Genomic DNA, 25,151 nt, shown 5'->3' with positions numbered 1-25,151 from the left:
GACCATTACCTCCATATTTATGGCTAATTCTGGACAAAAATCTAAGTTTGCATTAAACTGTTAGAGAAAATAAGAAATAACCTTTTAAAATCATTAATAACCCATGGGTATATGCTGTTTTTCATAAAATCAATACAAAATAGTATTTAATAAAGATGGAGGGAAAGCAATGAGTAACTCTATAGTTAAGCCATCAATATTGCCAGGCTTCATGGAGCTTTTGCCAGGAGATCAAATCCTATTCAATAAAATGCTGGATAAAATTAGAGCTAATTTTGAGAAGTATGGCTATATTCCCATTGACACACCTGTAATAGAAAAGTCCGAAATTCTTTTGGCCAAGGGTGGGGGAGAAACAGAAAAACAAATCTATCGTTTCATGAAGGGGGATACGGACCTTTCATTAAGATTTGACCTTACGGTTCCCCTGGCACGCTATGTGGCCCAGTATTTTTCTTCCTTGACCTTTCCCTTTCGCAGATACCATATTGGCAAGGTGTACAGAGGTGAAAGAAACCAGAAGGGGAGATTTCGAGAATTCTATCAGTGCGATATAGATATTGTTGGTAATGGCAGACTGAGTATTTTCAACGATGCGGAAATACCAAGTGTAATTTATTCAACCTTTAAAGATCTTGGTTTTGATTCCTTTACAATTAGGATCAACAACAGGAAGGTTCTTAATGGTTATTTTGATGAACTTGCCATTAAGGATAAAGCAGAAGTTTTAAGAATAATAGATAAGCTGGAAAAAATTGGACAAGATTCAGTAATTAAAGAGCTTAAAGACCTTGGATTAAGTGAGGCTTCCATTCAACGGCTTCTAGAGTTTATTAGAATCAGGGGAAGCAACTCACAGATTATTGAGGCTTTAAGAACTTTAAACATTTCCAATAACATATTTAAAGAAGGATTGGAAGAGCTTGCTCAGGTTGTCCGGTACATAAAAGCATTTAATGTGCCTGAAAAAAACTATGCAATTGACTTGAGAATAGCGCGTGGGCTGGATTACTATACTGGCACAGTATATGAAACCATACTAAATGACTACCCAGAAATAGGAAGCGTCTGCTCAGGGGGCAGGTATGACAATCTTGCTGAATACTATACAACCCAAAAGCTCCCTGGTGTTGGCATATCCATTGGGTTAACGAGGCTTTTTTATCAGTTAAGAGAAGCCAACATAATCCAGCCTGAGGCCGCAACCCTATCAAAGGTTTTGGTTATCCCAATTAATGAGGATTTTGAATACTGCATCAAGGCAGCTAATGAATTGAGAGATAACGGCATTATTTCAGAAGTATATGTTGAAGACACCAAAACTGCCAAGAAGCTAAACTATGCCAACAAGCTTGGTATACCTTATGTAATTCTTATAGGTAGTGATGAAGTTAAAAGTAATCTGCTGACATTTAAAGACATGAAGAGTGGGGAACAGGATACCCTTACTATTTCAGAAATAATTGCCAAGATTAAATAATAGTAGTACCAAAATTCATCTCAAGGAAAATTAAAGATTATAGAGGAGGAAAGTAAATTTGATATTACCTGTCCAAAAATGGTATAAGGCGATATTTACAAGAAAATCCAGAAGAAATTTTTTAAGTGATAATATCTCCCATGATTCCCTGGCTCAATTAGAAAAGGTTTGTGCAGCTTTAAGCAGCAGTATTTCAGGAGTACAAGCTGTTGTTGTAAGTCAAAACCCTCATGAGGTGTTTAAGGGTATTGTAGGCTCTTATGGAAAGATTACTGGTGCACCTGCCTATGTTGCTTTTGTGGGTAATATGAATGACCCAAATGTACAGGAAAAGGTGGGTTACCTTGGGGAAGGAGTAATTCTAGAAGCAACTGCCTTGAATTTAGCAACATGTTGGGTGGGAGGTTTTTTTAAACCAGAGGCAGTAGCTAATCAGATTTATTTAGAGAGTAACGAAAGGGTGTTGGCTGTTTCACCAATTGGCTATGTAAAGCAAGAATACTCTATCCAGGAGAAATTAATGTCCAGCATGGTTTCAAGCAAAAAAAGAAAGGATTTAAGCAACCTATTACTAGAACAAGCATCTTATAGCCTAGAAGGTTGGAAAAAGACGGCTTTAGAGGCTGCCAGGTTAGCTCCATCTGCAGTAAACAGGCAGCCCTGGAGATTCTCTGTAGGGGATAGCTATATAAAGGTGTCTATAGATACACCCAGGGATACCAGGGGTATTTCAAGGAGGCTTGATTGTGGGATTGCCATGCTTCACTTGGAATTAGGAGCAATGTATGCTGGTGTAAAGGGCAGCTGGGAGTATCTAACAGATCCTGACGTGGCAATATATAAAAAGAACTCCTAGCTTTAGGTGGAGCTTTGGTTCCATTTGAAGCACATTCAGTGAAACTTGTGCCAACTTGTTGGCATAGTTGAACCAAGCAAAGTCTATAAGGCTTCCTTTTATCCTGGATCTGAGCAGGTTACACCACATAATATAATATTTGAATCCCATGATTATTTTGAAGTTCTTAGAATGCTTTCATTTGTAATATAAGAAGGGAGAGAACCCTAATGAAAATATATCAGGTAGATGCTTTTACCCAAGAGCCTTTTAAAGGAAATCCTGCTGCTGTATGCATTTTAAATGAAATAATGGATGAAGAATGGATGCAGGCAGTTGCCCAGGAGATGAATCTATCAGAAACTGCTTTTTTATATCCAGAAAAAGACGGATATAATTTGCGCTGGTTTACCCCTGCAGCAGAAGTTGATTTATGCGGCCATGCCACCCTGGCTAGTGCCCATGCCTTGTGGGAAAATGGATACTTAAATTTAGACCAGCAGGCCAGGTTTTATACCAAAAGTGGTCTTTTGACTGCCTTAATAAAGGGGGAATGGATAGAGCTTAACTTTCCTGCTGAACCTGAGAAGGAAACAGACCCCCCTGAGGAGATTGTGAAAGCAATTGGAGCTAAGCCCATATATATAGGCAGAAACCGCTTGGACTACCTGTTTGAATATGAGTCAGAGGATATTATTCGGGGTTTAGCACCAGATTTTAGTTCACTTGGTAGGATACTAGGATATAGAGGTGTTATTGTTACAAGCAAGTCAAAGCTTGAAAGTTATGATTTTGTGTCAAGGTATTTTGCGCCAGGTGTAGGAATTAATGAAGATCCTGTTACTGGTTCTGCCCACTGCTGTCTCGGGCCTTTTTGGAAGCAAAAGCTTGACAAAAATCCATTAACAGGGCTGCAGGTTTCCAGGAGAACTGGCGTTGTTAAGGTTAGTGTAGAAGGTGAGAGAGTACTATTAATGGGCAGGGCTGTAACAGTGCTTAAAGGAGAGCTGACCGCGTAGAGAGGTGAATATGCTTGTGGATTTAATAGCAGATATGCATGTGCATTCAAATTTCTCGCCAGACGCCCATGATGACCTAAGTTTTATAAAGGAATTGTAAAGGAGCTGCTAGAGGCTGTGCTTAAAGAAAAGAAGGCCATTATTTTTGATTTAGACAACACTTTAATAGTAGAGGAAGAGGCAACAAGGAAAGCATTTTATGCTGCATGTGAAAATATATCTGAACTGAAGCAGGTGGATTTGCTGGCTCTATTTCAGTCGCTTTTACTTCATGGAAAGAAACTATGGACAGACTATGAATTATTTGATTACTGTGACGATATACAAATAAGCTTTACGGAAGCCCTGTGTGCGGAATTTCAGGGGGAGGATCCAAGGCTTGCTGCTTTACATGAGTGGGGCCCGGTATATAGAAGAGAAGCCTGGTTAAATGCTTTGAAAGACCTTGGCATTAATAATTTTGCCCTGGCAGTTAAACTAGGTGAAAGGTACAAAAAAGAAAGGAAGGAAAGGTTTTATACCTTTCCGGGGGTGGAAAAAACCCTGGAGGAGTTAAAAAAGAATTATAAATTAGCCATGATAACCAATGGAGCCCCTGACCTGCAAAGAGAAAAGGTTTTTAAAGCCAATCTAGATAGGTATTTTGAGGTTATTGTGGTATCTGGAGAGGTTGGGGTTGGCAAGCCCAAACCAAAAATCTTCATGGAGGCCCTAACAAAGCTAGGGGTATCTCCACAGGAAGCAGTTATGATAGGTGATAGTATGGCAAGAGATATAGCTGGAGCCAATGGCGTGGGCATAACCTCCGTATGGATAAATCATGAGGGCAGTATCCGGATGCAAGGGGTTAAACCAGACTGTGAAATACGTAGAATAAGTGAGCTGTTAGGCTTATTTAAGGAAAGATGTTGCTGATAACAATGTCTTTTGCCAGCTTATTGCCAGCATTTGTTGACTTAATCCTTAAAAACAATGTATAATTGTATGCAGAAATACTTGCATATTATTTAAATAGTATGGGGGAGTTAAAAAATGGCGTTAAACATTGTTGAAAAGATTGTTAAATCACATTTAGTTGAGGGTAATAATATTAATACAGGAACAGAAATTGGCCTCAGAATAGATCAAACCTTGACTCAGGATTCAACAGGAACCATGGCTTATTTACAGCTGGAGGCCATGGAGATTTCCAGGGTAAAAACCAAAAGATCTGTTGCATATATTGACCATAATACTTTACAAACAGGCTTTGAAAATGCAGATGATCACAAATACATTGAAACAGTGGCAGCCAAGCACGGGGTGTATTTTTCCAAACCTGGAAATGGCATTTGCCATCAGGTAAATTTAGAAAGATTTGCCGTTCCTGGGGAAACCCTGCTGGGTTCTGACAGCCACACTCCTACTGCTGGCGGCATGGGTATGCTTGCCATGGGTGCTGGGGGATTAGATGTTGCAGTAGCCATGGCTGGAGGCCCATATTACTTGACCATGCCCAAGGTGGTAAAAGTTGAATTGACAGGAAGGCTTAAGCCCTGGATTTCAGCCAAGGACGTTATCCTTCATCTCCTTAAGGAGCTTGGAGTAAAGGGAGGGGTAGGAAAGATTTTTGAATACGCAGGAGAAGGTGTTAAAAATCTTTCAGTTCCAGAAAGGGCTACCATTACAAATATGGGCGCAGAGTTGGGTGCTACTACTTCTATTTTTCCCAGCGATGAAGAGACCTTAAGGTTTCTTAAAGCCCAGGGAAGAGAAGGGGAATGGGTTTCCCTCCAGGCAGATGAAAATGCAAGCTACCATGAAGTTATAAATATTAATCTCTCTGAGCTAGAGCCTTTAGTTGCCCAGCCGCACAGTCCAGACGCTGTAGTTCCTTTAACAAATATAAAAAACCTCAAGGTAGATCAGGTTGCCATAGGAAGCTGTACCAACTCTTCATATACAGATTTAATGAGGGTTGCTGCAATCCTTAAGGGCAAAAAAGTGCATCCAGAGGTTAGTTTAGTTATTTCTCCTGGTTCCAAACAGGTTTTGCAAATGATGGCTGATAATGGAGCATTAGGAGACCTTATTAGTGCAGGTGCCAGGATACTAGAGTGCACCTGTGGACCATGCATTGGAATGGGGCAGGCACCTGCAAATAATGCTGTTTCAATAAGAACCTTTAATAGAAATTTTGAAGGCAGAAGTGGAACAAAAACTGCCAAAGTTTATCTAGCTAGCCCAGAGACGGCAGCTGCTGCAGCAATTACAGGTTACTTAACTGATCCAAGAACCCTGGGAGAAATGGTAAATATAGATTACCCAGAAAGATTCACCATAGATGACAGTATGATAATCAAGCCACCAGAAGACCCATCAACTGTGGAAGTGGTAAGGGGGCCTAATATCAAGCCTGTGCCAAAGGCTAAACCTCTAGGAAAAAATATAAACGGCAAGGTCCTGCTTATAGTAGGCGACAATATTACCACAGACCATATTATGCCTTCTAATGCAAAGCTTCTCCCCTTTAGATCAAATATTCCAAAGTTAGCTGAGTACTGCTTTGCCCCTGTTGATGAGGATTTTCCCAGGAGGGCAATGGAAAACAAGGGTGGTTTTATTATAGGCGGTGACAACTATGGTCAGGGATCAAGCAGAGAGCACGCTGCACTAGCTCCTTTATACCTTGGGATAAAGGGAGTCATAGCAAAATCCTTTGCAAGAATACACAAGGCCAATTTAATTAACTTTGGCATTTTACCTTTAACCTTTGAGAGACCAGAAGACATGGAAGATATAAGCATAAATGATGTTTTGTATGCCCAGGACGTCCAATCCTTGGTAATGAATGGAAAAGGCATACTAGTGAATGAAACCAAAGGGTTTAATATTTCTGTAATACTGGATATTACACCTAGACAGAAGGAGATTTTGCTGGCAGGTGGACTGTTGAATTTTACTACCAGGAGTAACTAGCAGCCTAAGTACAAGCATAAGTAGAGGTAATTAAATACAAATAAAAGAATAGGGTGATGACATGCAAAAAGTTACTATTATACCAGGGGACGGTATAGGGCCAGAGGTAATGGAGGCTACATTAAGGATATTGGCAGCTGCAGGCTCCCCCCTGGAATGGGAGAAAGTAGAGGCAGGAGAAAAAGTAATTGAAAGGGAAGGAACCCCCTTGCCAGCTGCAGTACTGGATTCCATTAAAAGAAATAAGGTTGCTTTAAAGGGCCCTATTACCACACCTGTAGGAAAGGGCTTTAAAAGTGTAAATGTAACGTTACGAAAAGAACTAAACCTTTATGCAAACCTAAGACCGGTCAAAAATTTACCTAATGTAAGGACCAGATTTGAAAATGTTGATCTTGTTGTTGTCAGAGAAAATACTGAAGACCTTTACGTAGGAATAGAGAGACAGGTTGAAGAGGGTAGGGCAGAAGCAATAAAAATTATTTCTGCTGATGCCTCTAAAAGAATAGCACACTTTGCATTTGAATATGCTAAAATGTATAATAGAAGGAAAGTAACTGCTGTGCATAAAGCCAATATTTTAAAGCTGACAGACGGGTTATTTCTAGAGTGCTGCAAGGAAGCCGCTCAGGATTATCCTCAAATAAAATTTGAAGAAAAAATAGTTGACAATATGTGCATGCAGTTGGTACAATTTCCAGAAAGCTTTGATATTCTCGTGATGCCTAACTTATATGGCGATATACTATCTGATTTAGCAGCTGGGCTAGTTGGAGGATTAGGACTAGTACCTGGAGCCAATATTGGTGACGATGCTGCTGTATTTGAAGCCGTACACGGAAGTGCTCCTGATATAGCCGGAATGAATAAGGCTAATCCTATAGCCCTTCTACTTTCAGCCTGCATGATGTTGGACTATTTAAAATATCAAGATATAAGTCAAAGAATTAGAACTGCTGTAGATCAGGTTTTATTGGAGGGACAGTTTATTACATGTGATCTTGGCGGCAGCAGTTCAACAAATGAGATTACCGAAGCAATTATGGCAAAACTATAAGGGTTATATCAACCAAGGAGGCTAGTAGAATGGAATATACTGGCGGGGGAGACCAGAACTCACTGCGCGGTATGGTGTTTAATCGATTGCTGGATGACATTTTAGACGGGACTTATAGTCCAGGAGAGACCCTTGTTGAATCCAAGCTGGCGGAGAAACTGGGCGTCAGCAGGACACCAATAAGAGAAGCTATCAAACAGCTTGAATTAGAGGGTTTAGTTACCCCGCTGCCAAATAGAAGGGTTGTCGTACAGGGCATTACAGAAAAGGATATTGATGATATTTATATTATTCGTAAAAGACTTGAAGGATTAGCAGCTCGTTGGGCAGTTGTAAATATCACAGAAGAGGAGTTTGAAGAGCTTAAAAAGACATTGGAGCTTATGGAGTTTTATACACAAAGAGGTGCATTGGATCAAGTTCAGGAATTAGATGCCCGCTTTCACAGCATTATTTTCCAGGCATCCAAGAGCAAGCCCCTGAGGTTTGTTTTAGCTAATTTTCATCAGTTTCTCAGAAAAGCTAGAGGAGATTCATTAATGGTCCCTGGAAGACTGACAAAAGCCCTCCAGGAGCACAGGGCTATACTAGACGCCATTATAGCAAGTGATCCTGATGCTGCTGAAGAAGCCATGAAAAAACACGTTTTAGGTGCAAGAGACAACCTGGTATCACATAGAAAAGTAGTTGAAAAATAAAATTCTAGCAAATTTAAGAGACAAACCTAGAGTGCTGGGCTTGTCTCTTCTTTATTTAAAATCAGTAACGTTGCAAAAAAACATTTAGAATTTGTCAAGTTATAATAAATTTTGATAATCAAAGAAATGCTGCGAATTAAGAAGATAAAATAGATATTTTGCTGTATTTGCATTAAAAAATCCTTTATAATAGAGATAACAAGGTAGTCCTTGCCAAATCCCTAATATAAAGGAGTTATAAAATGCAAGGCAAGGATATCAAAAAATCCACTTTTTTGCAACTGTTTAGTCCTATAATTAATGAAAAATTTTTAAATTTGCTGTCAGACATGGAGGTAGATAAGTATTTAAAAAAGTTATCTACAGTAGAACTTATTGAACTGCTAGCCAATTCTCAGATTAATCAAAGAGCTAGTTTAAGAGATATTAGCAATGATTTTAATAATGATGGATTTTGCGAAGCTTTTGATTGTGAATCCTTTAGTCCTTCACAAATATCTCGTAGATTAAGAGATCTACCAGTAGAGGTAGTAGCTTATTTATTCAAAAATATCACTACGCAACTTGGTAAAGAACTTGGTCATGATAGAATACGTCAAGAAATGGGACGGTTGCTAATACTTGATTCTAGCACCATAAGCTTATGTTTATCCCTGTTTAGATGGGCTAAATTCAGAGAAACTAAAGCAGGGATAAAGCTTCATTTACTACTTGAATTCTGCAATGGTGTGGTTATACCAGAAGAAGCAATAGTTACACCAGCAAAGCCTGCAGATAAAAACATGATGGATGATATGATAATCTATGAACAAGGAACCATCTATGTTTTTGACAGGGCGTATGTTGATTATGAGAAATTTGATGCATACTGTAAAGAGGGTATTTACTTCGTCAGTCGCTTAAAAAGCAATGCAATAGTAGAAGTAATAGAAGATTATCCAACCTCTGGTAACATAACAAAACATCAGCTAGTACGCCTTGGTAAAGATGGCTCTACAAAAATGGAGCATCCCCTACAGCTTATAGAGACACAAGACAGTAAAGGCAATAAGATAATTATCATAACGAATAAGCTAGAACTATCTGTAGATGAGTTAAGTAGTATTTACCTCTATCGCTGGCAAATAGAAGTATTTTTCAAATGGCTCAAACAGCAGTTTTGCATTAAGCACTTTTATGGGCAAAGTCCCCAGGCAGTGGAAAACCAGATACTAATAGCACTAATAACACATTGCTTGCTGATGCTGCTTAAATTAAAAACTGGCTATCAGGGTTTAATGCTAAATTTTAAAAGAATGCTAATCACTTGCTTATTAGAAGCATTTAGTACATTTATTCGCAAGCTTCATCGAAAACCTAAGCGGACCTCGAAGGGGCGACGAAAAATTGACCACGAACTAACTTACAAAATGACTCTAAGGCAGGTTATAGCAGGCGAATCAGATCATTTAGATGATCTTACTTATGACCCAGTACTACTGTAAAGCGCATACTGTCAAAATGTGGATAAGGACTACCCCTTACTTCGCCTTTTTGGCAATTTGATCAGGAAATTTAATTGTTAAATTTAAACATATTTAGCTTAATTATCCATAGTTAATTATTGCTATTTTCTGGGTTTGACAATGTTAGAAAATTTTTATGCAACACTACTGATTTAAAATATAAAATAATTATCTTGAAAATTTTCTTCTATTTAAATTTAAACTACAGCTTGCGGGTTGACCAACCCATTAAATCGTAGACTAGTCAGTAACCAATGGTGCCTTCAATAATTTGAGAAATTCCAACCAATGCAATTATTAAATTCGTAACCACAGGCAGACCAAGATTAACAGTTGCCAGGACCAGGAGAAATGCTCCTATACCAAATCTAAGTGCCCTGTCCCAGGCAGCAAGGTTCTTTTTATACTTAATCTTAATAGTCATATTAAAATCCTTTCTTCTCTTGGCTATTTTACACTATCAGTAAGTATGATCTACATATATTTTCTCCATAAAACTTACTTATATACCAAGAACACAATTATGAACATTAAAGGATACATACTATAATAAAAAACCTTCATATACATCTTGGTGCTTTAATATGTGAAAATTTTAAAGTAGTGATACATACTTCACTTCCTCATGGAGGAGATTAAGATAAAATGTAGAAAATACAAAACAACACAAAATAGGGGGATTTTAAAATGACCTATAATACAAGGTTAAAAGACAAATTTACAGACTCGCTTTTTGAGGCTATCTTGCTGTTAGAGAATGAGGAAGAATGCTACCGATTTTTTGAGGATATATGTACCGTTAGTGAGATAAAATCCATGGCCCAAAGACTCGAAGTAGCAAAAATGCTTGAAACTGATGCTACTTATTTAGATATAACCGAGGCTACTGGTGCCAGTACAGCAACAATTAGCAGGGTAAAGAAATGTCTTCACTATGGTGCAGACGGTTACAGGCTAATTTTGGATAGATTAAAAGACAAGAATAAAAGCAGGGAATAATAAAAAACAATTGACATTTTTTAACCTTTCATGTTAACATTGCTTTAATGTTTTATTACGTTAAAATGGTAGAAGGTGATTGTGTTGAATATTTTTAGTAATAGACTTCAGGTTCCTGAAGGGTTTAAAGACTTTTTGCCTGAAGAGGCATATAAGAAGAGGTATTTAGAGGAAAAATGGATACATCTATTTAAGAGCTGGGCTTATAGAGAAATTGTCTCCTCAAGCTTTGAGTATTATGACACTTTAACAATGAATGTTGGAGTAGATACTCTTAGTTTATTAAAAACTGTTGACAGAGGAGGACACATTTTAGCTTTAAGGCCCGATATGACATCTCCCATAGCTCGTCTGGTGGCGACAAGAATGAAGGACCAAAAGTTACCCCAGCGGCTTTTTTATTTAGCCAATGTGTTTCGTTATGAAAGTGAGATACAAAAAGGCCGCCATAGGGAATTTTATCAGGCTGGGGTAGAATTTATTGGCCCCAAGGGACCAAAAGCAGATGGTGAAATAATAGCCCTGGCTGTGGCAGCCCTTGAAACAGCAGGTCTGCAGGGTTTTCAGATTGGGCTAGGTCATATGGAAATTACCAAGGGCTTATTAAAGCAGTTAAATGGTACTGATAATGTTGAAAGGGCAATGAGAATAAAACAAGCTCTAAGCCGCAAAAATTATGTGGAGCTTGCAAAGCTTTTAAACTTCAAAACACAATCAATTGAAGAGAACATTTTCAAGGTGATAACTACTCAGAACAGCCTGGACCAGGCTGTAACAAACTTAAAGTCCCTTGTAGCTGCCCCAGAACTTGAAAAACCCATTAAGGATTTAGAAGGTCTTGCTTCATCATTAAAGGCATATGGGGTAGACCAGAGGGTGTTTGTGGATTTTAGTATTTTAAGGGATTTTGACTATTACACAGGCATCGTCTTTGAAGGCTATAGTGAACGCCTGGGTTTTCCAATTTGTGGTGGAGGCCGTTATGACAAGCTCCTGGGCAGCTTCGGTAATTCTAACCCCGCAACTGGATTTGCTATAGGGGTGGAAAGGGTTCTTGAGGCTTTATGCAGAGAGGGCAATCTGGCAGAGGAACCAGAGATAGACTATCTAATTTGTGGAAGCATCGAGCATGAAGTTATTAAGGAAGCAAAACTTCTTCGTTCAAAGGGCTATGTTGTGGAGGTAGACTTGATGAACCTTACGGAACAAGAGGCAGAGGCTTATGCCATTGAAAGAAGAATAAAGAATATCATTAAACTGCTGTAGATTAAATGGGATATTAATAACTGATATAAAGAAGGTGCTAACCATGGGTACACATAAAGAGGAGTTAATAATTGCCTTGCCAAAGGGTAAGCTTGGTCAAGGGGCATTAGATATTTTTTCAAAGGTTGGTTATCCGTCAGAAAATGTTGATACAGAGTCTAGAAAGCTGGTATATGAATTTCCATTGGAAAAAGTTAAATACCTTATTTGCCGTCCAACTGATATTCCAACCTATGTTGAATATGGTGCGGCAGATATAGGAATAGTGGGCAAGGATTCTCTGGAGGAATCTGGAGCAGATGTATTTGAACTGGTTGACTTGGGCTTTGGGTACTGTAGATTTGTCGTTGCAGCACCACAAGGAGTAGTTGAGGGGATTAGGGATGCCAGGGGTTGCTTTGATCTAGCTTTTTTCAATAACGCAAGGGTGGCTACAAAATTTCCCCAGGTTGCCAGGAACTATTTTAGGGAAAAGGGGATTCAAGTTGAAGTTTTAAAGCTCCATGGTAATATAGAGCTTGCTCCCACAGTAGGCCTTGCCGATCTCATTGTTGATATTGTGTCAACAGGCAGAACCTTAAAGGAAAATAACCTTATAGCTGTAGAAGAGATGTTTGAGGCCACAGCAAGGCTAATAGCCAACAGGGTTAGCTATAGAATAAAAAATGCTATAATTCAGGATCTAGCTGCAAAATGCTATGAACAAGTAAACAAAAGGAGCCAGTGAAAATGTTAAGAATTCTTACATTAGAAGAGCTGCAAGAATTAATGCAGCAAAAAAGAAGTGATGAAAATAAATTCATGTCGGATGTGGACGCTATTTTGCAGGATGTAAAAGATAATGGAATAGATGCAGTGCTTAAATATACTGAAAGGTTTGATGGTATCAAGCTGACAAGGGAAGCATTAAAGGTTTCAGAGGAAGAATTCCTTGATGCCTATAAAAAAGTAGGAGAGAGCTATATAGAAAATATTAATATGGCTGCCGCTAGAATTCAAGATTTCCATGAAAAGCAAAAACGGGTATCCTGGCTGGAAAAGGATAGGGATGGAAATTTGTTGGGGCAGATATATAATCCAGTTGAGAGGGCAGGCATCTATGTGCCAGGGGGTACTGCAGCCTACCCTTCATCAGTATTAATGAATGCTATTCCAGCTCAGGTTGCAGGAGTAAAGGATATCATCATGGTAACACCACCTGCCAGGGATGGAACAGTAAATCCCTATACCCTGGTAGCAGCAAAAGAGGTAGGTGTAACTGCTGTATACAAGGTTGGGGGTGCACAGGCCATTGGGCTTCTGGCATATGGAGACAGGGATTTTCAGCCAGTTGACAAGATTACTGGTCCTGGGAATATTTTTGTTACCCTGGCCAAGAAGCTTGTATATGGCGTGGTTGATATAGACATGCTGGCAGGGCCTAGTGAGATTTTGATAATTGCTGATAAAAATGCAAATCCTCGTTATATAGCTGCCGATTTATTGTCCCAGGCAGAGCACGACACCCTGGCCTCCTCAATATTAGTTACACCAAGTGAGCTGTTAATAGAAGAAGTCCAAAAAGAGCTGAAGCTGCAGCTGGCAGGGCTATCCCGTAATGAAATAGCGGCAAAATCCCTCATTGATTATGGAGCAGTAGTCTTGGCTCAGGATATAGATGAAGCTGTTAATGTATCTAATGCCTATGCACCAGAGCATTTGGAGCTCCTGGTAGATAACCCCTTTGATATTCTCAGCAGAATTAAAAATGCCGGCTCAATATTTGTAGGAGCTTACAGTCCTGAGCCTGTAGGAGATTACTTTGCAGGCCCAAATCATATTCTGCCCACAGGGGGTACAGCAAGGTTCTATTCACCTGTTACAGTGGATACATTCATTAAAAAGAGCAGTGTTATTTACTATACTGAAGCTAATTTAAAGCAATGGGGTCAAAGGATAATAGATCTGGCTGAAATAGAGGGCTTGGATGCCCATGCTAATTCAGTTAGGGTTAGATTAGAATAGAGGTGTGAGTATATATGGACCGTACAGGAACTATTGAAAGACTAACTGGTGAAACAGATATTAAAGTGAAAATATGTCTGGAAGGACAGGGTTTATTAACTGGAACAGCTGGCATGGGTTTTTTTGATCATATGCTTGAACTCTTTGCCCGGCATAGTGGCTGCAATATGGAAATATCTGCAGTTGGGGATTTGCACGTTGATTTTCACCACCTCATTGAAGATCTAGGTATATGTATTGGCAAGGCACTTAAAGAAGCCCTGGGTGACAAAAAGGGTATTAAGAGATATGGAACCAGCTATGTGCCAATGGATGATGCCCTTGTAAGGGTGGTGGTGGATTTTAGCGGAAGGCCATACCTGGCCTATAGGGTATGTGGACTAAAAGAAAGGGTAGGTGATTTTGATACTGAACTTGTTGAAGAATTTCTGCGTGCCCTTTCGGTTAATGGCGGCATAACCATGCATGTGGATAAGCTTGCTGGGCATAATACCCATCACATTATTGAAGGAATATTTAAAGCATTAGCCCGCAGTATGAGTGCTGCATGGGAAATAAATGAAGGTCAAGCTTCTGTTCTATCCACTAAAGGAATTCTAGAGTAGGTGGTAGCATGAAAATGATTACAATAATAGATTACGGTATGGGAAACTTAAGAAGCGTCCAAAAAAGCCTGGAAGGCGTAGGTTATAAAGCTGAGATTACTTCTGATCCTGAAAAGGTTGCAGCAGCTTCAGGTATTATATTGCCTGGAGTCGGTGCCTTTGCCGATGCCATTGAGAACCTTAAAACCAGTGGAATGGTTGATGCTATTATGCATGTGGTTAAAGAGGGGAAGCCCTTGCTGGGCATCTGCCTTGGAATGCAGCTGCTTATGACAGTTAGTGAAGAAAATGGTTTCTATGATGGACTAGGAATAATAGAAGGACAGGTTTTAAAGATACCCTCCATAGTAAAAGTCCCTCATATGGGCTGGAACTCCATTACAATAAAAAGGGACCATAAGCTGATATCTGGAGTTAAAAATAACAGCTATTTTTATTTTGTCCATTCCTATTATGTTAAACCAGATAACGAAGAATATGCTGCAGCCTCTACCCATTATGGAATTGATTACTGCTCTATTATAGCAAGGGACAATGTTATGGGAATCCAGTTCCACCCTGAAAAGAGCAGTTCCCTTGGACAGAAAATACTTAGAAACTTCGGGGAGATGATATAATTGCTAGTACTGCCGGCTATTGATTTAAAGGATGGATTATGCGTCCGTTTGTACAAGGGAGATATGAAGGAAGCAACTGTTTACTCTACAGAACCGTGGGAGGTGGCCTTGAAATGGGAGCAGATGGGTGCCAGGTTCCTGCATCTGGTTGATTTGGATGGAGCCGTTTCAGGATCGCCAAAAAATTTAGAGGTTATCAAGGAGATAATATCCAGGGTTAATATTCCTGTCCAGTTAGGGGGAGGGATTCGCAGCCTTGAAACAATAGAATACTATCTAAACCTGGGATTAACTAGACTTATTATTGGAACAGCCGCCTTAAAAAATCCCCAGATGGTTAAAGCTGCTGTAGAGAGGTTTGGGAGTGATGCCATTGTTTTAGGCCTTGACAGCAAGCTGGGCAAGGTAGCAATAGATGGTTGGGAAACAGTTATGGAGAAGTCTGCCCTGGAATTTGCCCGGGAAATGAAAGAAATGGGATTAGAAAGGGTTGTTTATACTGATACCTTAAGGGATGGAACTCTAGAGGGGCTCAATATTGAAGGAATAAGGGAGATGGCTGAAAAAACAGGCCTAAAGGTAATTGCCTCAGGTGGAGTGGCAGGCCTTGAAGATGTTAAAAAGATCAAAGAACTTCAGGGTATAGGAGTGGAGGGGTTAATCATTGGGAAAGCCCTCTACACAGGTGATATTGATTTACAAGAAGCAATAAAAATAGCTGGAGGAGAATTATAATGTTAGCCAAGAGAATAATCCCCTGCCTCGATGTTCATAAAGGCAGGGTCGTTAAAGGTGTCAATTTTGTTAATTTAAGAGATGCAGGGGATCCTGTAGAGCTGGCTGCACGCTATGATAAAGAGGGTGCTGATGAGCTTGTATTTTTGGACATCACTGCTTCTAATGAGGAAAGGGATATAATTTATGATGTGGTAAAAAGAACAGCTGAGGAAGTATTTATCCCCTTTACTGTAGGCGGAGGCATAAGAACTATAGAGGATATTCGAATGCTTTTAGCTGCCGGTGCTGATAAGGTTTCATTAAATACAGCAGCTGTAAAGGATGAAAGCCTTGTGGAAACTGCTGCAAAGCGTTTTGGTACCCAGTGCATAGTTGTTGCAGTAGATGCCAGGTCTGCTGGGGAAGGTGAATGGGAGGTTTACATAAATGGAGGACGTACACCCACGGGGATTGATGTTCTCAGCTGGGTTAAAAGGGTTGAAGAATTAGGTGCAGGCGAGATTCTTTTAACAAGTATGGATAGGGATGGCACAAAGGATGGATATGATGTGGAACTTACCCGCAGGGTCAGTGAAACAGTCAACATTCCTGTTATAGCGTCAGGGGGTGCAGGTGTTCTAGAGCATTTTGGAGAGGCCCTAACCAGGGGCAAGGCTGATGCTGTGCTGGCTGCTTCCCTGTTTCACTATGGTACATATACCATAAATCAGGTAAAGGAATATCTTAAAAGCCAGGGGGTGACAGTCAGGTGATGGATAATATTAAAAGCATCCTGGATGGTCTAAAATTTGATAGTAATGGGCTTATACCTGCTATTATAAAAGATAAAACCTCTGGGGAAGTATTAATGATGGCTTACATGAACAGGGAGTCTTTAGAAAAGACCCTGGATACAGGGTATACATGGTTTTATAGCAGAAGCAGGAAGGAACTTTGGAACAAGGGTGCAACCTCAGGCAGCAAACAGAAGGTTTTAGATGTATCCTATGATTGTGACGGGGACTGTCTCTTAATACACGTTGAACAAAGGGGCTCTGCCTGTCATACAGGGCAAAAGAGCTGTTTTCATAATAAGATTACAGCCACAGAAAAAGAAGTTAGTAGGGAAAGGCTGGGGGAAACATTAAATGCAGTATATAAGGTTATCCTTGACCGCCAGCAAAAACGCCCGGAGAAGTCCTATACAACATATCTTTTCAATGAGGGTCAGGATAAAATCCTAAAAAAAATTGGCGAGGAAGCTGCAGAAATTATCATAGCATCAAAGAACAACAACAAAGAAGAAATTATCTATGAGTGTGGAGATTTTATTTACCATATGCTTGTGCTCCTTGCATACCATGAATTGACAGTTGATGATCTGGCATCCGAACTAAACAAAAGAAGATAACCAACCAGGGGGACGGTTCTTCTGGCTAGTGTGGCTACCAGCCAGAAGAACCGTCCCCCTGGCTTGTCCCTCTGGCTTGCCCTTAAAAAAAATGATAAAATACACTTAACTAGGCAAACAATGATGGTAGGTGAAAATGTGGATAAAGAAGTAAAAGAACTAATCGAACACATGACCACATCTGTTATGTTTGAAAAAAATATATTGGAAGCAGAAGGTGTAGACACCACCATTATGGAAAAGTACCTTTATTTAGGACAAAAGAGATTAAGAAAAAAGGGTGAGTGTATACATGAAATAGGTCGAAATATAAAGGGCATATATTTTATCAAAAAAGGCAGGGTCAAAAGCTATTTAATTGGTAAGGATGGGACCATGAAAACATTTTCTATAGTGGGAGAGGGTTGTTTCTTTGGTGAGCAGTTTGTCCTTCATGGCCAGCCTGCATTGTTTGAAACAGTTACAGCTGAGGATTGTGAATTGTATTTTTATGATAAAGATACAATGCTGGATATAATGAAAAGGGATTTTGAAGTTAATCTATTTCTGATAAAGTCCCTTGCAATCAAAGCAAGGATGCTGGCAGTTCAACTCGAAGATAAATGTATGCGCAATATCCTGCAAAGCGTTTGCAGAATACTATATAGCATTTATTGTTATGAAGAAAAAAATAGTGGTTTCAAGCAGGATATACAAATTCAACTAACTCATCAAGAACTTGCCGATATTTTATCATCTCATCGTGTTACTGTTACTAAAAGTTTGTCATACTTAAAAAAAATAGGCGTTTTAGATTATAAATACGAAAATATTATTATCAAAAGTAAATATAAGGAAAGGCTTAAAGAAATTGCCTTTGATTCAAGCTGCAGTGAAAGGTAGCAAAAAAATAAAGATTTGCATAAGCAAATGTTTAAGGAGAGGGCCCCATGGATGCCCTCTCTTTTATATTTACTGCATTTACTGCATTACTGGGAGTTTTAAATTACTGGGTAATTTTAACCAATGGATTTAAACAAGGCTTAATATTTATGAGCAAAAATTGAAGCAAATGTAATATCGGTTACATATGCACCAAAAATAATATGATAATCTTTTGTTATAAACCTTATATTTTTAATTTATGAAAGGGTGAATAAATGGCGGCGTAAACAAATACTATTTGACCTTTGCAAAAAATACTGCGAAAAATATTGTGAAAATTAATATTTAAATATGGGAGAGTGAAGGCTATGGTAAAAGAATTAGAAGTTCAAAAACATTTAATTACACTACAGCATGAAGCTGAAGAAAAGTTCTTGGCTGAATTTAAATCGGGAAAATACAACCTGGTAAATCCTCTTGTAGTAAAAAATCCATATCTTATCAATCCACTGGCAGCTGTTATCTGCTTTAAAACCGATGAAGAAACTTCAGTTGAAGTTACGGTAAAGGGCAAAGCTGTAGAAGGAGATTTAAACCATGTTTTTGGCCCTGCAACAGAACACATATTACCTATCTATGGTTTATATGACAATTATGAAAATATAGTTGTATTAAAGCTTGCTAATGGTAAAACAGCTCAGGTCAAGATTGAAGTGGAAGAGTTAGATGTCAATAAACCGCATTACTGCAATACCACCTATGAATATTTTGGAAAAGACATCATGACCATTTCAACTGCAACTCCTTTAATTAATTCAGCTAGAACCTGTGGTTTTGACTATGCAGGGGATTTAAGGTGGGTAATAACAGAAAAGGCAAGCTGGGATATTAAGAAATTAGCTAATGGTAGACTATTAGTGACTTCTTACAGATCAATGCAAAAACCATATTATACTGTTGGACTTATGGAAATGGATTTTTGTGGGAAAATCTATGCTGAATATAGACTGCCAGGGGGATATCATCATGATGCAATTGAGTTAGAAAATGGCAACCTGCTTGCTGCTTCTGACAACGACTTTGCAGAATCAGTTGAAGATTATGTTGTTGAAATTGACAGGAAAACTGGAGAGATTGTTAAAGCCTGGGATTTGCTAAAGATTCTGCCAAGAGAAGAAGGCAAAGCAGGAGACTGGAATTATCATGACTGGTTCCATAACAACTCTGTATGGTATGACAAGCCTACAAATTCAATTACAATGTCAGGCAGACATCAGGATGCAGTTATTAACTTTAATTATGATACAGGTGAATTAAACTGGATTATTGGAGATCCCGAAGGCTGGGGGGAAGAGTGGCAAAAATACTTATTTAAAAATGTAACCAAGGGAGATTTTGATTGGCAGTATGAACAACATGCTGCAATGATCTTGCCTAATGGAGATGTATTCCTCTTTGACAATGGCACCTATAGATCCAAAACCAAAGAAAACAGGGTTCCGCCAGAAAAGAATTTTTCCAGAGGGGTTATCTATAGAATAGATACTGACAAAATGGAAATAGAGCAGGTCTGGCAGTATGGCAAAGAAAGGGGAGCAGAGTTTTATTCACCATATATCTGCAATGTAGATTATTATAAAGATGGGCATTACATGATTCATTCTGGAGGAATTTCAACATACAGGGGAAAACATACAGATGAATTAGGAGCACTTCAAATAAATAAATACAAAGATGAACACATCCACCTAACCCTGGAGTCAACTACTGTTGAGTTATTAAACCATGAAGTTAAATATGAATTAAATGTTAAAGGTGGCAACTACTACAGGGCAAGAAGACTTGCTTTATATGATGAAACTACAGACCTTGCACTGGGTAAGGGTAAATTTTTAGGTGGATTTGGAGTAACCCCAGAGTTTGGGATGAAGGTTAAATTTAAAGATGTTGATGAGGCGGTACCTGAAAAGTATAATCTATCCTTAGTTCTTGAAGAAGACAGATTAGCACTTCGCGGGACATTTGTAGAAGGCTCCCAGGTTCTTCTTGAATTAAAGGGCGAAAAGGAAGCCAAATTTTATTCAGTCCCAACGGATGTTCATGACATTACTGCGGCTTGTGTATCTTTTGAAGAGCAAAAAGAAAATGATGTACAATTTTACGTAAGCAGGGAAGAATTGTCTGGTGAATTTCATATTTATCTAAATATTGATAACCTAAGATATAATACTAAGACATCAGTAAAGCTATAAAAAATTGAAAACCTAACCTTATATACTTTTCATAAAATTTACTTTTTGTCAAAAGGGTTTCTCTGGTTCAATGGGGAGAAACCCTTTATAGAGATTTGTAGAAATACTTGTGAGAGATTAATTAGGAGGAATGATAAATGCCATTAACAAGAATTGATGCTGAAGCTGTTGACGAAGTTATTAATAATAAAAATGAGCCCTGTCTGATTGTGTTTTCAAGAGAAAACTGTCATGTGTGTCAAGAGGTTGTACCAAGGGTTGAAGAGCTTGCAGAAAAGTTTGTGGGTAAATTACTTTTTTACTATATAGACGTGGAAGACAACAAGGATATATTAAAAAAATATGCCCTTAAAGGTGTGCCTCAGATATTATTTTTTAAAGATGGAGAGTTTTATGGGAAAATGGCAGGGAATGTTGAGGAAGAAGATATTGAAGAAAAAATAACTGAATTGTTATAAGAGGTGAATTAGCATGAGTAAATATGACATTATTGTCATTGGGGGAGGTCCAGCTGGATTAACTGCTGCTATTTACGGAGCTAGAGCAAGATTAAAAACCCTGGTTATTAATAAGGGAACTGTAGGTGGTCTGGCTCATACTACAAGGGAGATAGTAAATTATCCAGGTTATGAAAATACTACAGGCCCTCAATTAATGAAGGACTTTAAAAACCATGCAGAAAATCTCGGTGCAGAGTTTATCAGAGATGAAGTTGTTGGACTGAATCTTTCTCAAGAGGAGAAAGTAATTAAAACCAAAAAGGGAAAAGAATTTTTTGCAAAAGCAGTTATTATAGCTTGTGGTACTAATCCAAGGCTTTTAAATATTCCTGGTGAAAAAAGGCTTAGGGGTAGCGGTGTAGCATATTGCGCTACATGTGACGCGGAATTCTTTGAAGGTGAAGATGTGGTTGTAATAGGCAGCAGCGATCAGGCCATTGAAGAAGGTTTGTATGTTACTAAATTTGCAAAAACAGTTACTGTTATAGTTTTGCATGATGAAGGAAAGCTAGACTGCAACAAGCTTAGTGCCGAAAAAGCCTTTGCAAATAAAAAAATGAAATTTATCTGGAATTCAACAATTCAAGAAGTGCTTGGTGATACTAATGTTGAGGGTGTTAATATAAAAAACCTGAAAACAGGAGAAATCACTCAACTGAATTGTCAAGGTGTATTCTTTTTTGTAGGTATGATCCCGGCTACAGATTTTTTGAAGAATAGTGGATTAATAATGGATCAAAGAGGATATATACCAGTTAATGAGCTCATGGAAACTAACATTGAAGGTGTTTATGCTGTTGGTGACAACAGGGTCAAATACTTAAGACAAATAGTTTCAGCTGCAGGGGATGGTGCTGCAGCAGCTGTAGCAGCTGAAAGATATATAGAAGAGCTGAATGACTTTAGAAAGAACGTATTGGAAAACCAACGGCCTGTTATATTATCATTTTTTAATCCATTAATAGAAGAAAGCTTGGCTTTTAATAGTGTTTTAGAAAAAGTTGTATCTGGAAGCCATAAAATATTTAAAGTGGATATATCCAGGAAGAAGATACTAGCAGAAAGATATGGCATAAAAGAAGCTCCTGCTGCTGTGGTTATAAATAAGGGTAAATATATAGGACGACTAGATTGCTCGTTAAATAAAGAAGAACTAAAATCCCAGATAGCTATATAAGTGAAATGCTCTCTTAAAAGTATTCACTCAAAATACTTACAGACTTTCCATGAGTATTTATTTTTGTGCTAATTGTAACTTACGTTACAGTTTTGTCACGCTTATTGATAATATAATTTAATGCATAGGATAATATTTTTTAATAATTGCATGAAGTGCTGATAGGAAGTGAAGAAGGAGGTGGTACAATTAGATTTATAAGACTAACAATTTTTACAAAGAAAATAAGAACAAGAATATTCAATGAGGAGTGTTAGATAATGCAAGCTGGCCTAGCGAATAATCCTAAAGAATTTGATAAGAGAAAAATAATAACCTGGATTATAAACCATTATTCTACCTTTAGCTGTAATGTTTATACCTACAAGTGATGCCTTCACAGATTCCATAAGGTTGTTTTTGGCTATAACATTAGCAGTAATACTAGTTGTAGCATTTGAAAACCTACCGTTAATGGTGCCATCAATTCTATTGCCATTGGCATATGTTTTAACGAAACTTGCTCCAAGCCAAGCAGTATATTCTCCATGGTCAACATTTATTCCCTGGATGTTTATGGGTGGAATGATTTTAGCTAATGTCCTCCAAAGTATTGGTTTGTTAAAAAGAGTAGCATACTGGTGTATTATTAAAACAGGGGGTTCGTACAATGGAATTTTGTATGGTTTAATGGTTGCCGGTATTGTATTAAACTTACTTTTACCTGCAAATATGATTATTCCCCTGGCTGCACTTACCTATGGATTATGTATTGCTCTGAATATAGGAAAATCAAAGGAAGCCGCCGGTATCATGCTGACTGGTGCTATGGCTGCATTACTGCCCCTGTTTTTTATCTATAATCCGAATGTGGCCATAATTTTTGGTATGGGAGCAACAGTAGCACCTGAAGCAACTGTTTCATGGGGACAATACCTATTTCATAACATTCCGGCTGTCTTTTGGTGTTTTTTCATGGTATTTGTAACAAGTAAAGTTTTCAGGCCAGAAAAACCAATTGACGCCAAGGACTATATTACTGAGGAATACAAGAAACTTGGAAAAATGACTTCTGCTGAGAAGAAGGGAACTTTCGTTTGTCTGGCATTATTAGCATTTTTAATGACGGGCAGCATCCATAAAATTGAAATTGGATGGGGCTTTGCTCTTGCAGCTTGCCTAATATACTTTCCTGGAATAGGCGTTGGGACAGAGCAAGATATTAAGACCTGCAATTTTCCAATGGTATTTTTTGTTACGGCCTGTATGGCCATAGGTCAGGTAGCAAATGTTTTGGGAGTAGGAAAACTGATTTCAGAAGCTGTTTTACCTATAATGATTGCTTCAGGAGATACAGGTTCAGTTATATTGGTATGGCTATTGTGTGTAATAGCAAATTTCCTTTTAACTCCCCTTGCAATTATGGCAAGCTTGACTGCTCCCCTTACACAAGTGGCTTTGGATTTAGGCATCAATCCAGTTGTGATTTATTATACCATTTTCCATGGAGTAGACCAGATAATACTTCCCTATGAGTATGTATTATATTTAATCTTTTTTACTTTTGGTCTTATTCGTCTGACAGATTTTATGAAAATATTTGGCATAAAAATGGTATTAAACTTAATATTTTTACTGGTTATTTTAATACCTTATTGGAAGTTGATAGGATTACTCTAAAAAACTATTAAATTTGGATATAATATAAGGGAACGGGCATTAAAGTTGCCCGTTTTTTTATTCAAGAAATTAACATTAATATTAGTGTATAATGTTTAACCTAGAGCTTTAAACTACTAAATAGAAGGAAAGGAGGTGGAATTTTGATTAACGAAAAGCATTCGATAAACTCATGTGTATCTCATTGTAGAGGAACCCTTAGTGATATTCAGCAATTAGCACAAGCTGCACATGACCAAAGAGCTAAGGATGAACTAAATAAAGCTCTATATTCTATGGATGTATGTATTAAACAATGTGAAGCTGCTTTACAAAATGCAAATAACTATTAAAACTAAAAGAAAGGAGTTAAGCTGATGCCATTAAACCAAACTCAGGCAATCCTATCGTGTATTGATATGTGCCAGAACACTCAGAATACCATACGCATCTTAGCAGATACTACTCATAACCAGAGAGTAAAGGATGAGTTGAATATGGCCTTTTTAACTATAGATAATTGTATTAAACAATGTCAAAGTGCCAGTTCTTATCTATCCTAGTTTTCCTTGTTTAGTGCAAACAAAGGACTTCTGAGCTCCAGTTGTCCTTTGTTTTTTTAATTATAAAGATGTAACAGAAGAGCTTTTTTGTTATTATTAGATAAAAGGCTCAGTTTTGTCCTTTGGGAGGAATATCTGAACTTAGGTGTGAGCAAGCCTTTCAAGGTAAGACGAGGAGGACGGCCATGAAAGACTATTTTGGTGCCTATCCAGTTGAAGGCTTTGAAATGCTTTCAACCTCCCATGTGGTTGTTTTATTTATCATTGCTGCTATCAGCTGGGGATTATATTATTTTCGAATTCACTTTCAGGAAAGCTCTTATAAAAATAGTATTCGTATTATTCTGGCTGTATTATTAATACTATTGGAAGTTATTCTGCAGATTTGGTATATAACCAATGGGATTTGGTCTTTGCAATATTCCCTGCCGCTTCACTTGTGTAGTATGGCAATACTTTTAGGTCCAGTTATGTTAATAACTCGAAAGTATTACCTCTATGAGGTGCTCTTTTTTTGGGGGATAGGAGGTACTACCCAGGCAATTTTAACGCCCGATTTGTGGTACGGGTTTCCTCATTTTATTTTCTTCCAATATTTTATTGCCCATAGCCTGATAGTATTTTCCTGTCTGTGGATGACATTTGTTGAAGGTTTTCGTCCCACTCTTAAATCAGTTGTGAGGGCATTTTTATTCACCAATTTGTATGCAGCTTTTGTTTTGGTAGTAAACATCTTGATAGGCAGTAATTATCTATACTTATTACATAAACCCGACAAACCAACTGTTTTAGACTTTTTACAGCCCTGGCCCTGGTATCTTGTCCAGTTAGAGATAATTGCCCTGATAGTATGTTTTCTGTGCTATTTACCATTTATGATAGCTGATAAAAGGAATAAGAGCAGCTCGAATAGTTTTTAAATAAAATTGGATTACAGCGGTTGTTATATGAGTTGCAGCAGTTTTTTATTTTGCTTGCTCTATTCT

General features: G+C 38.2%; 26 protein-coding genes. 25 read left to right on the top strand and 1 reads right to left on the bottom strand.

The window, feature by feature from the left end; all coding sequences use genetic code 11:
• Nucleotides 1-169: 169 nt before the first annotated feature.
• From hisS to K364_RS0103990, 8 genes are all read left to right on the top strand, one after another.
• Nucleotides 170-1,480, top strand: a complete 1,311-nt coding sequence (gene hisS, locus K364_RS0104030) for a histidine--tRNA ligase (protein WP_028306943.1) — start codon at nucleotides 170-172, stop codon at nucleotides 1,478-1,480.
• A gap of 58 nt (nucleotides 1,481-1,538) precedes the next feature.
• Nucleotides 1,539-2,336: a nitroreductase family protein gene (locus K364_RS0104025; protein ID WP_028306942.1), complete on the top strand. Its 798-nt coding sequence runs from the start codon at nucleotides 1,539-1,541 to the stop codon at nucleotides 2,334-2,336.
• 209 nt (nucleotides 2,337-2,545) lie between these two features.
• Entirely contained in the window at nucleotides 2,546-3,334 is a 789-nt protein-coding gene (locus tag K364_RS0104015) for a PhzF family phenazine biosynthesis protein (RefSeq protein WP_028306941.1), read from the top strand.
• Nucleotides 3,335-3,451: 117 nt separating this feature from the next.
• Entirely contained in the window at nucleotides 3,452-4,249 is a 798-nt protein-coding gene (locus K364_RS0104010; RefSeq protein WP_051533795.1) for an HAD family hydrolase, read from the top strand.
• 117 nt (nucleotides 4,250-4,366) lie between these two features.
• Entirely contained in the window at nucleotides 4,367-6,292 is a 1,926-nt protein-coding gene (locus tag K364_RS0104005) for an aconitate hydratase (protein WP_028306939.1), read from the top strand.
• 61 nt (nucleotides 6,293-6,353) lie between these two features.
• Nucleotides 6,354-7,349, top strand: coding sequence for an isocitrate/isopropylmalate dehydrogenase family protein (locus K364_RS0104000; RefSeq protein WP_028306938.1), 996 nt, complete (start codon nucleotides 6,354-6,356; stop codon nucleotides 7,347-7,349).
• Between the two features lie 29 nt (nucleotides 7,350-7,378).
• Complete coding sequence (locus K364_RS0103995; protein WP_028306937.1) at nucleotides 7,379-8,047, top strand: GntR family transcriptional regulator; 669 nt, start codon at nucleotides 7,379-7,381, stop codon at nucleotides 8,045-8,047.
• Between the two features lie 242 nt (nucleotides 8,048-8,289).
• Nucleotides 8,290-9,531, top strand: a complete 1,242-nt coding sequence (locus K364_RS0103990) for an IS4 family transposase (RefSeq protein WP_028306936.1) — start codon at nucleotides 8,290-8,292, stop codon at nucleotides 9,529-9,531.
• A gap of 265 nt (nucleotides 9,532-9,796) precedes the next feature.
• Here the strand turns inward: K364_RS0103990 and K364_RS0103985 are convergent, their stop codons facing one another.
• The gene (locus K364_RS0103985; protein WP_028306935.1) at nucleotides 9,797-9,976 is read right to left on the bottom strand and encodes a YgaP-like transmembrane domain; all 180 of its coding nucleotides are present in this window, start codon (nucleotides 9,974-9,976) and stop codon (nucleotides 9,797-9,799) included.
• 263 nt (nucleotides 9,977-10,239) lie between these two features.
• On the opposite strand from K364_RS0103985, the gene K364_RS0103980 reads away from it, so the two are divergent.
• The 17 genes from K364_RS0103980 (at nucleotide 10,240) to K364_RS0103895 (ending at nucleotide 25,085) form a co-directional block, all read left to right on the top strand.
• Nucleotides 10,240-10,551: a YerC/YecD family TrpR-related protein gene (locus tag K364_RS0103980; protein ID WP_028306934.1), complete on the top strand. Its 312-nt coding sequence runs from the start codon at nucleotides 10,240-10,242 to the stop codon at nucleotides 10,549-10,551.
• Between the two features lie 84 nt (nucleotides 10,552-10,635).
• A complete protein-coding gene (gene hisZ / locus K364_RS0103975; protein WP_169734736.1) occupies nucleotides 10,636-11,817 on the top strand; it encodes an ATP phosphoribosyltransferase regulatory subunit in 1,182 nt (393 codons plus the stop codon).
• 43 nt (nucleotides 11,818-11,860) lie between these two features.
• A complete protein-coding gene (hisG, locus tag K364_RS0103970) occupies nucleotides 11,861-12,544 on the top strand; it encodes an ATP phosphoribosyltransferase (RefSeq protein ID WP_028306932.1) in 684 nt (227 codons plus the stop codon).
• A 2-nt stretch (nucleotides 12,545-12,546) separates the two neighbouring features.
• Entirely contained in the window at nucleotides 12,547-13,821 is a 1,275-nt protein-coding gene (hisD, locus tag K364_RS0103965; protein ID WP_028306931.1) for a histidinol dehydrogenase, read from the top strand.
• A gap of 14 nt (nucleotides 13,822-13,835) precedes the next feature.
• The gene (hisB, locus tag K364_RS0103960) at nucleotides 13,836-14,426 is read left to right on the top strand and encodes an imidazoleglycerol-phosphate dehydratase HisB (RefSeq protein WP_028306930.1); all 591 of its coding nucleotides are present in this window, start codon (nucleotides 13,836-13,838) and stop codon (nucleotides 14,424-14,426) included.
• 14 nt (nucleotides 14,427-14,440) lie between these two features.
• Nucleotides 14,441-15,043, top strand: a complete 603-nt coding sequence (hisH, locus tag K364_RS0103955) for an imidazole glycerol phosphate synthase subunit HisH (protein WP_028306929.1) — start codon at nucleotides 14,441-14,443, stop codon at nucleotides 15,041-15,043.
• Nucleotides 15,044-15,778, top strand: coding sequence for a 1-(5-phosphoribosyl)-5-[(5-phosphoribosylamino)methylideneamino]imidazole-4-carboxamide isomerase (gene hisA, locus K364_RS0103950; protein WP_028306928.1), 735 nt, complete (start codon nucleotides 15,044-15,046; stop codon nucleotides 15,776-15,778).
• Complete coding sequence (gene hisF, locus K364_RS0103945; protein ID WP_028306927.1) at nucleotides 15,778-16,533, top strand: imidazole glycerol phosphate synthase subunit HisF; 756 nt, start codon at nucleotides 15,778-15,780, stop codon at nucleotides 16,531-16,533. Before hisA ends, hisF begins: the two co-directional genes overlap by 1 nt.
• Nucleotides 16,533-17,171, top strand: a complete 639-nt coding sequence (hisIE, locus tag K364_RS0103940; RefSeq protein WP_028306926.1) for a bifunctional phosphoribosyl-AMP cyclohydrolase/phosphoribosyl-ATP diphosphatase HisIE — start codon at nucleotides 16,533-16,535, stop codon at nucleotides 17,169-17,171. The genes hisF and hisIE overlap by 1 nt, the downstream gene beginning before the upstream one ends.
• A 138-nt stretch (nucleotides 17,172-17,309) precedes the next feature.
• Nucleotides 17,310-18,053: a Crp/Fnr family transcriptional regulator gene (locus K364_RS0103935; RefSeq protein WP_169734735.1), complete on the top strand. Its 744-nt coding sequence runs from the start codon at nucleotides 17,310-17,312 to the stop codon at nucleotides 18,051-18,053.
• Nucleotides 18,054-18,403: 350 nt separating this feature from the next.
• The gene (locus K364_RS0103925; RefSeq protein ID WP_028306924.1) at nucleotides 18,404-20,287 is read left to right on the top strand and encodes an aryl-sulfate sulfotransferase; all 1,884 of its coding nucleotides are present in this window, start codon (nucleotides 18,404-18,406) and stop codon (nucleotides 20,285-20,287) included.
• Between the two features lie 137 nt (nucleotides 20,288-20,424).
• Nucleotides 20,425-20,745 carry a thioredoxin family protein gene (locus K364_RS0103920; protein ID WP_028306923.1) on the top strand — a complete coding sequence of 107 codons (321 nt, stop codon included), beginning with the start codon at nucleotides 20,425-20,427 and terminating at the stop codon, nucleotides 20,743-20,745.
• Nucleotides 20,746-20,758: 13 nt separating this feature from the next.
• Complete coding sequence (locus K364_RS0103915; RefSeq protein ID WP_035267881.1) at nucleotides 20,759-21,964, top strand: FAD-dependent oxidoreductase; 1,206 nt, start codon at nucleotides 20,759-20,761, stop codon at nucleotides 21,962-21,964.
• A gap of 351 nt (nucleotides 21,965-22,315) precedes the next feature.
• The gene (locus tag K364_RS22795; RefSeq protein WP_051533793.1) at nucleotides 22,316-23,623 is read left to right on the top strand and encodes an SLC13 family permease; all 1,308 of its coding nucleotides are present in this window, start codon (nucleotides 22,316-22,318) and stop codon (nucleotides 23,621-23,623) included.
• 143 nt (nucleotides 23,624-23,766) lie between these two features.
• Nucleotides 23,767-23,955 carry a hypothetical protein gene (locus K364_RS0103905; protein ID WP_028306921.1) on the top strand — a complete coding sequence of 63 codons (189 nt, stop codon included), beginning with the start codon at nucleotides 23,767-23,769 and terminating at the stop codon, nucleotides 23,953-23,955.
• A gap of 24 nt (nucleotides 23,956-23,979) precedes the next feature.
• Nucleotides 23,980-24,165 (top strand): hypothetical protein, encoded by a 186-nt coding sequence (locus K364_RS0103900; RefSeq protein ID WP_028306920.1) that lies wholly within the window; start codon nucleotides 23,980-23,982, stop codon nucleotides 24,163-24,165.
• Nucleotides 24,166-24,350: 185 nt separating this feature from the next.
• Entirely contained in the window at nucleotides 24,351-25,085 is a 735-nt protein-coding gene (locus K364_RS0103895) for a YwaF family protein (RefSeq protein WP_028306919.1), read from the top strand.
• The last annotated feature ends 66 nt before the right edge of the window (nucleotides 25,086-25,151 follow it).

This window comes from Desulfitibacter alkalitolerans DSM 16504 (assembly GCF_000620305.1).
Lineage (GTDB): Bacteria > Bacillota > DSM-16504 > Desulfitibacterales > Desulfitibacteraceae > Desulfitibacter > Desulfitibacter alkalitolerans.
Note: the sequence above shows the minus strand (reverse complement) of the source record. Positions and strands in the feature narration are given on the sequence as shown.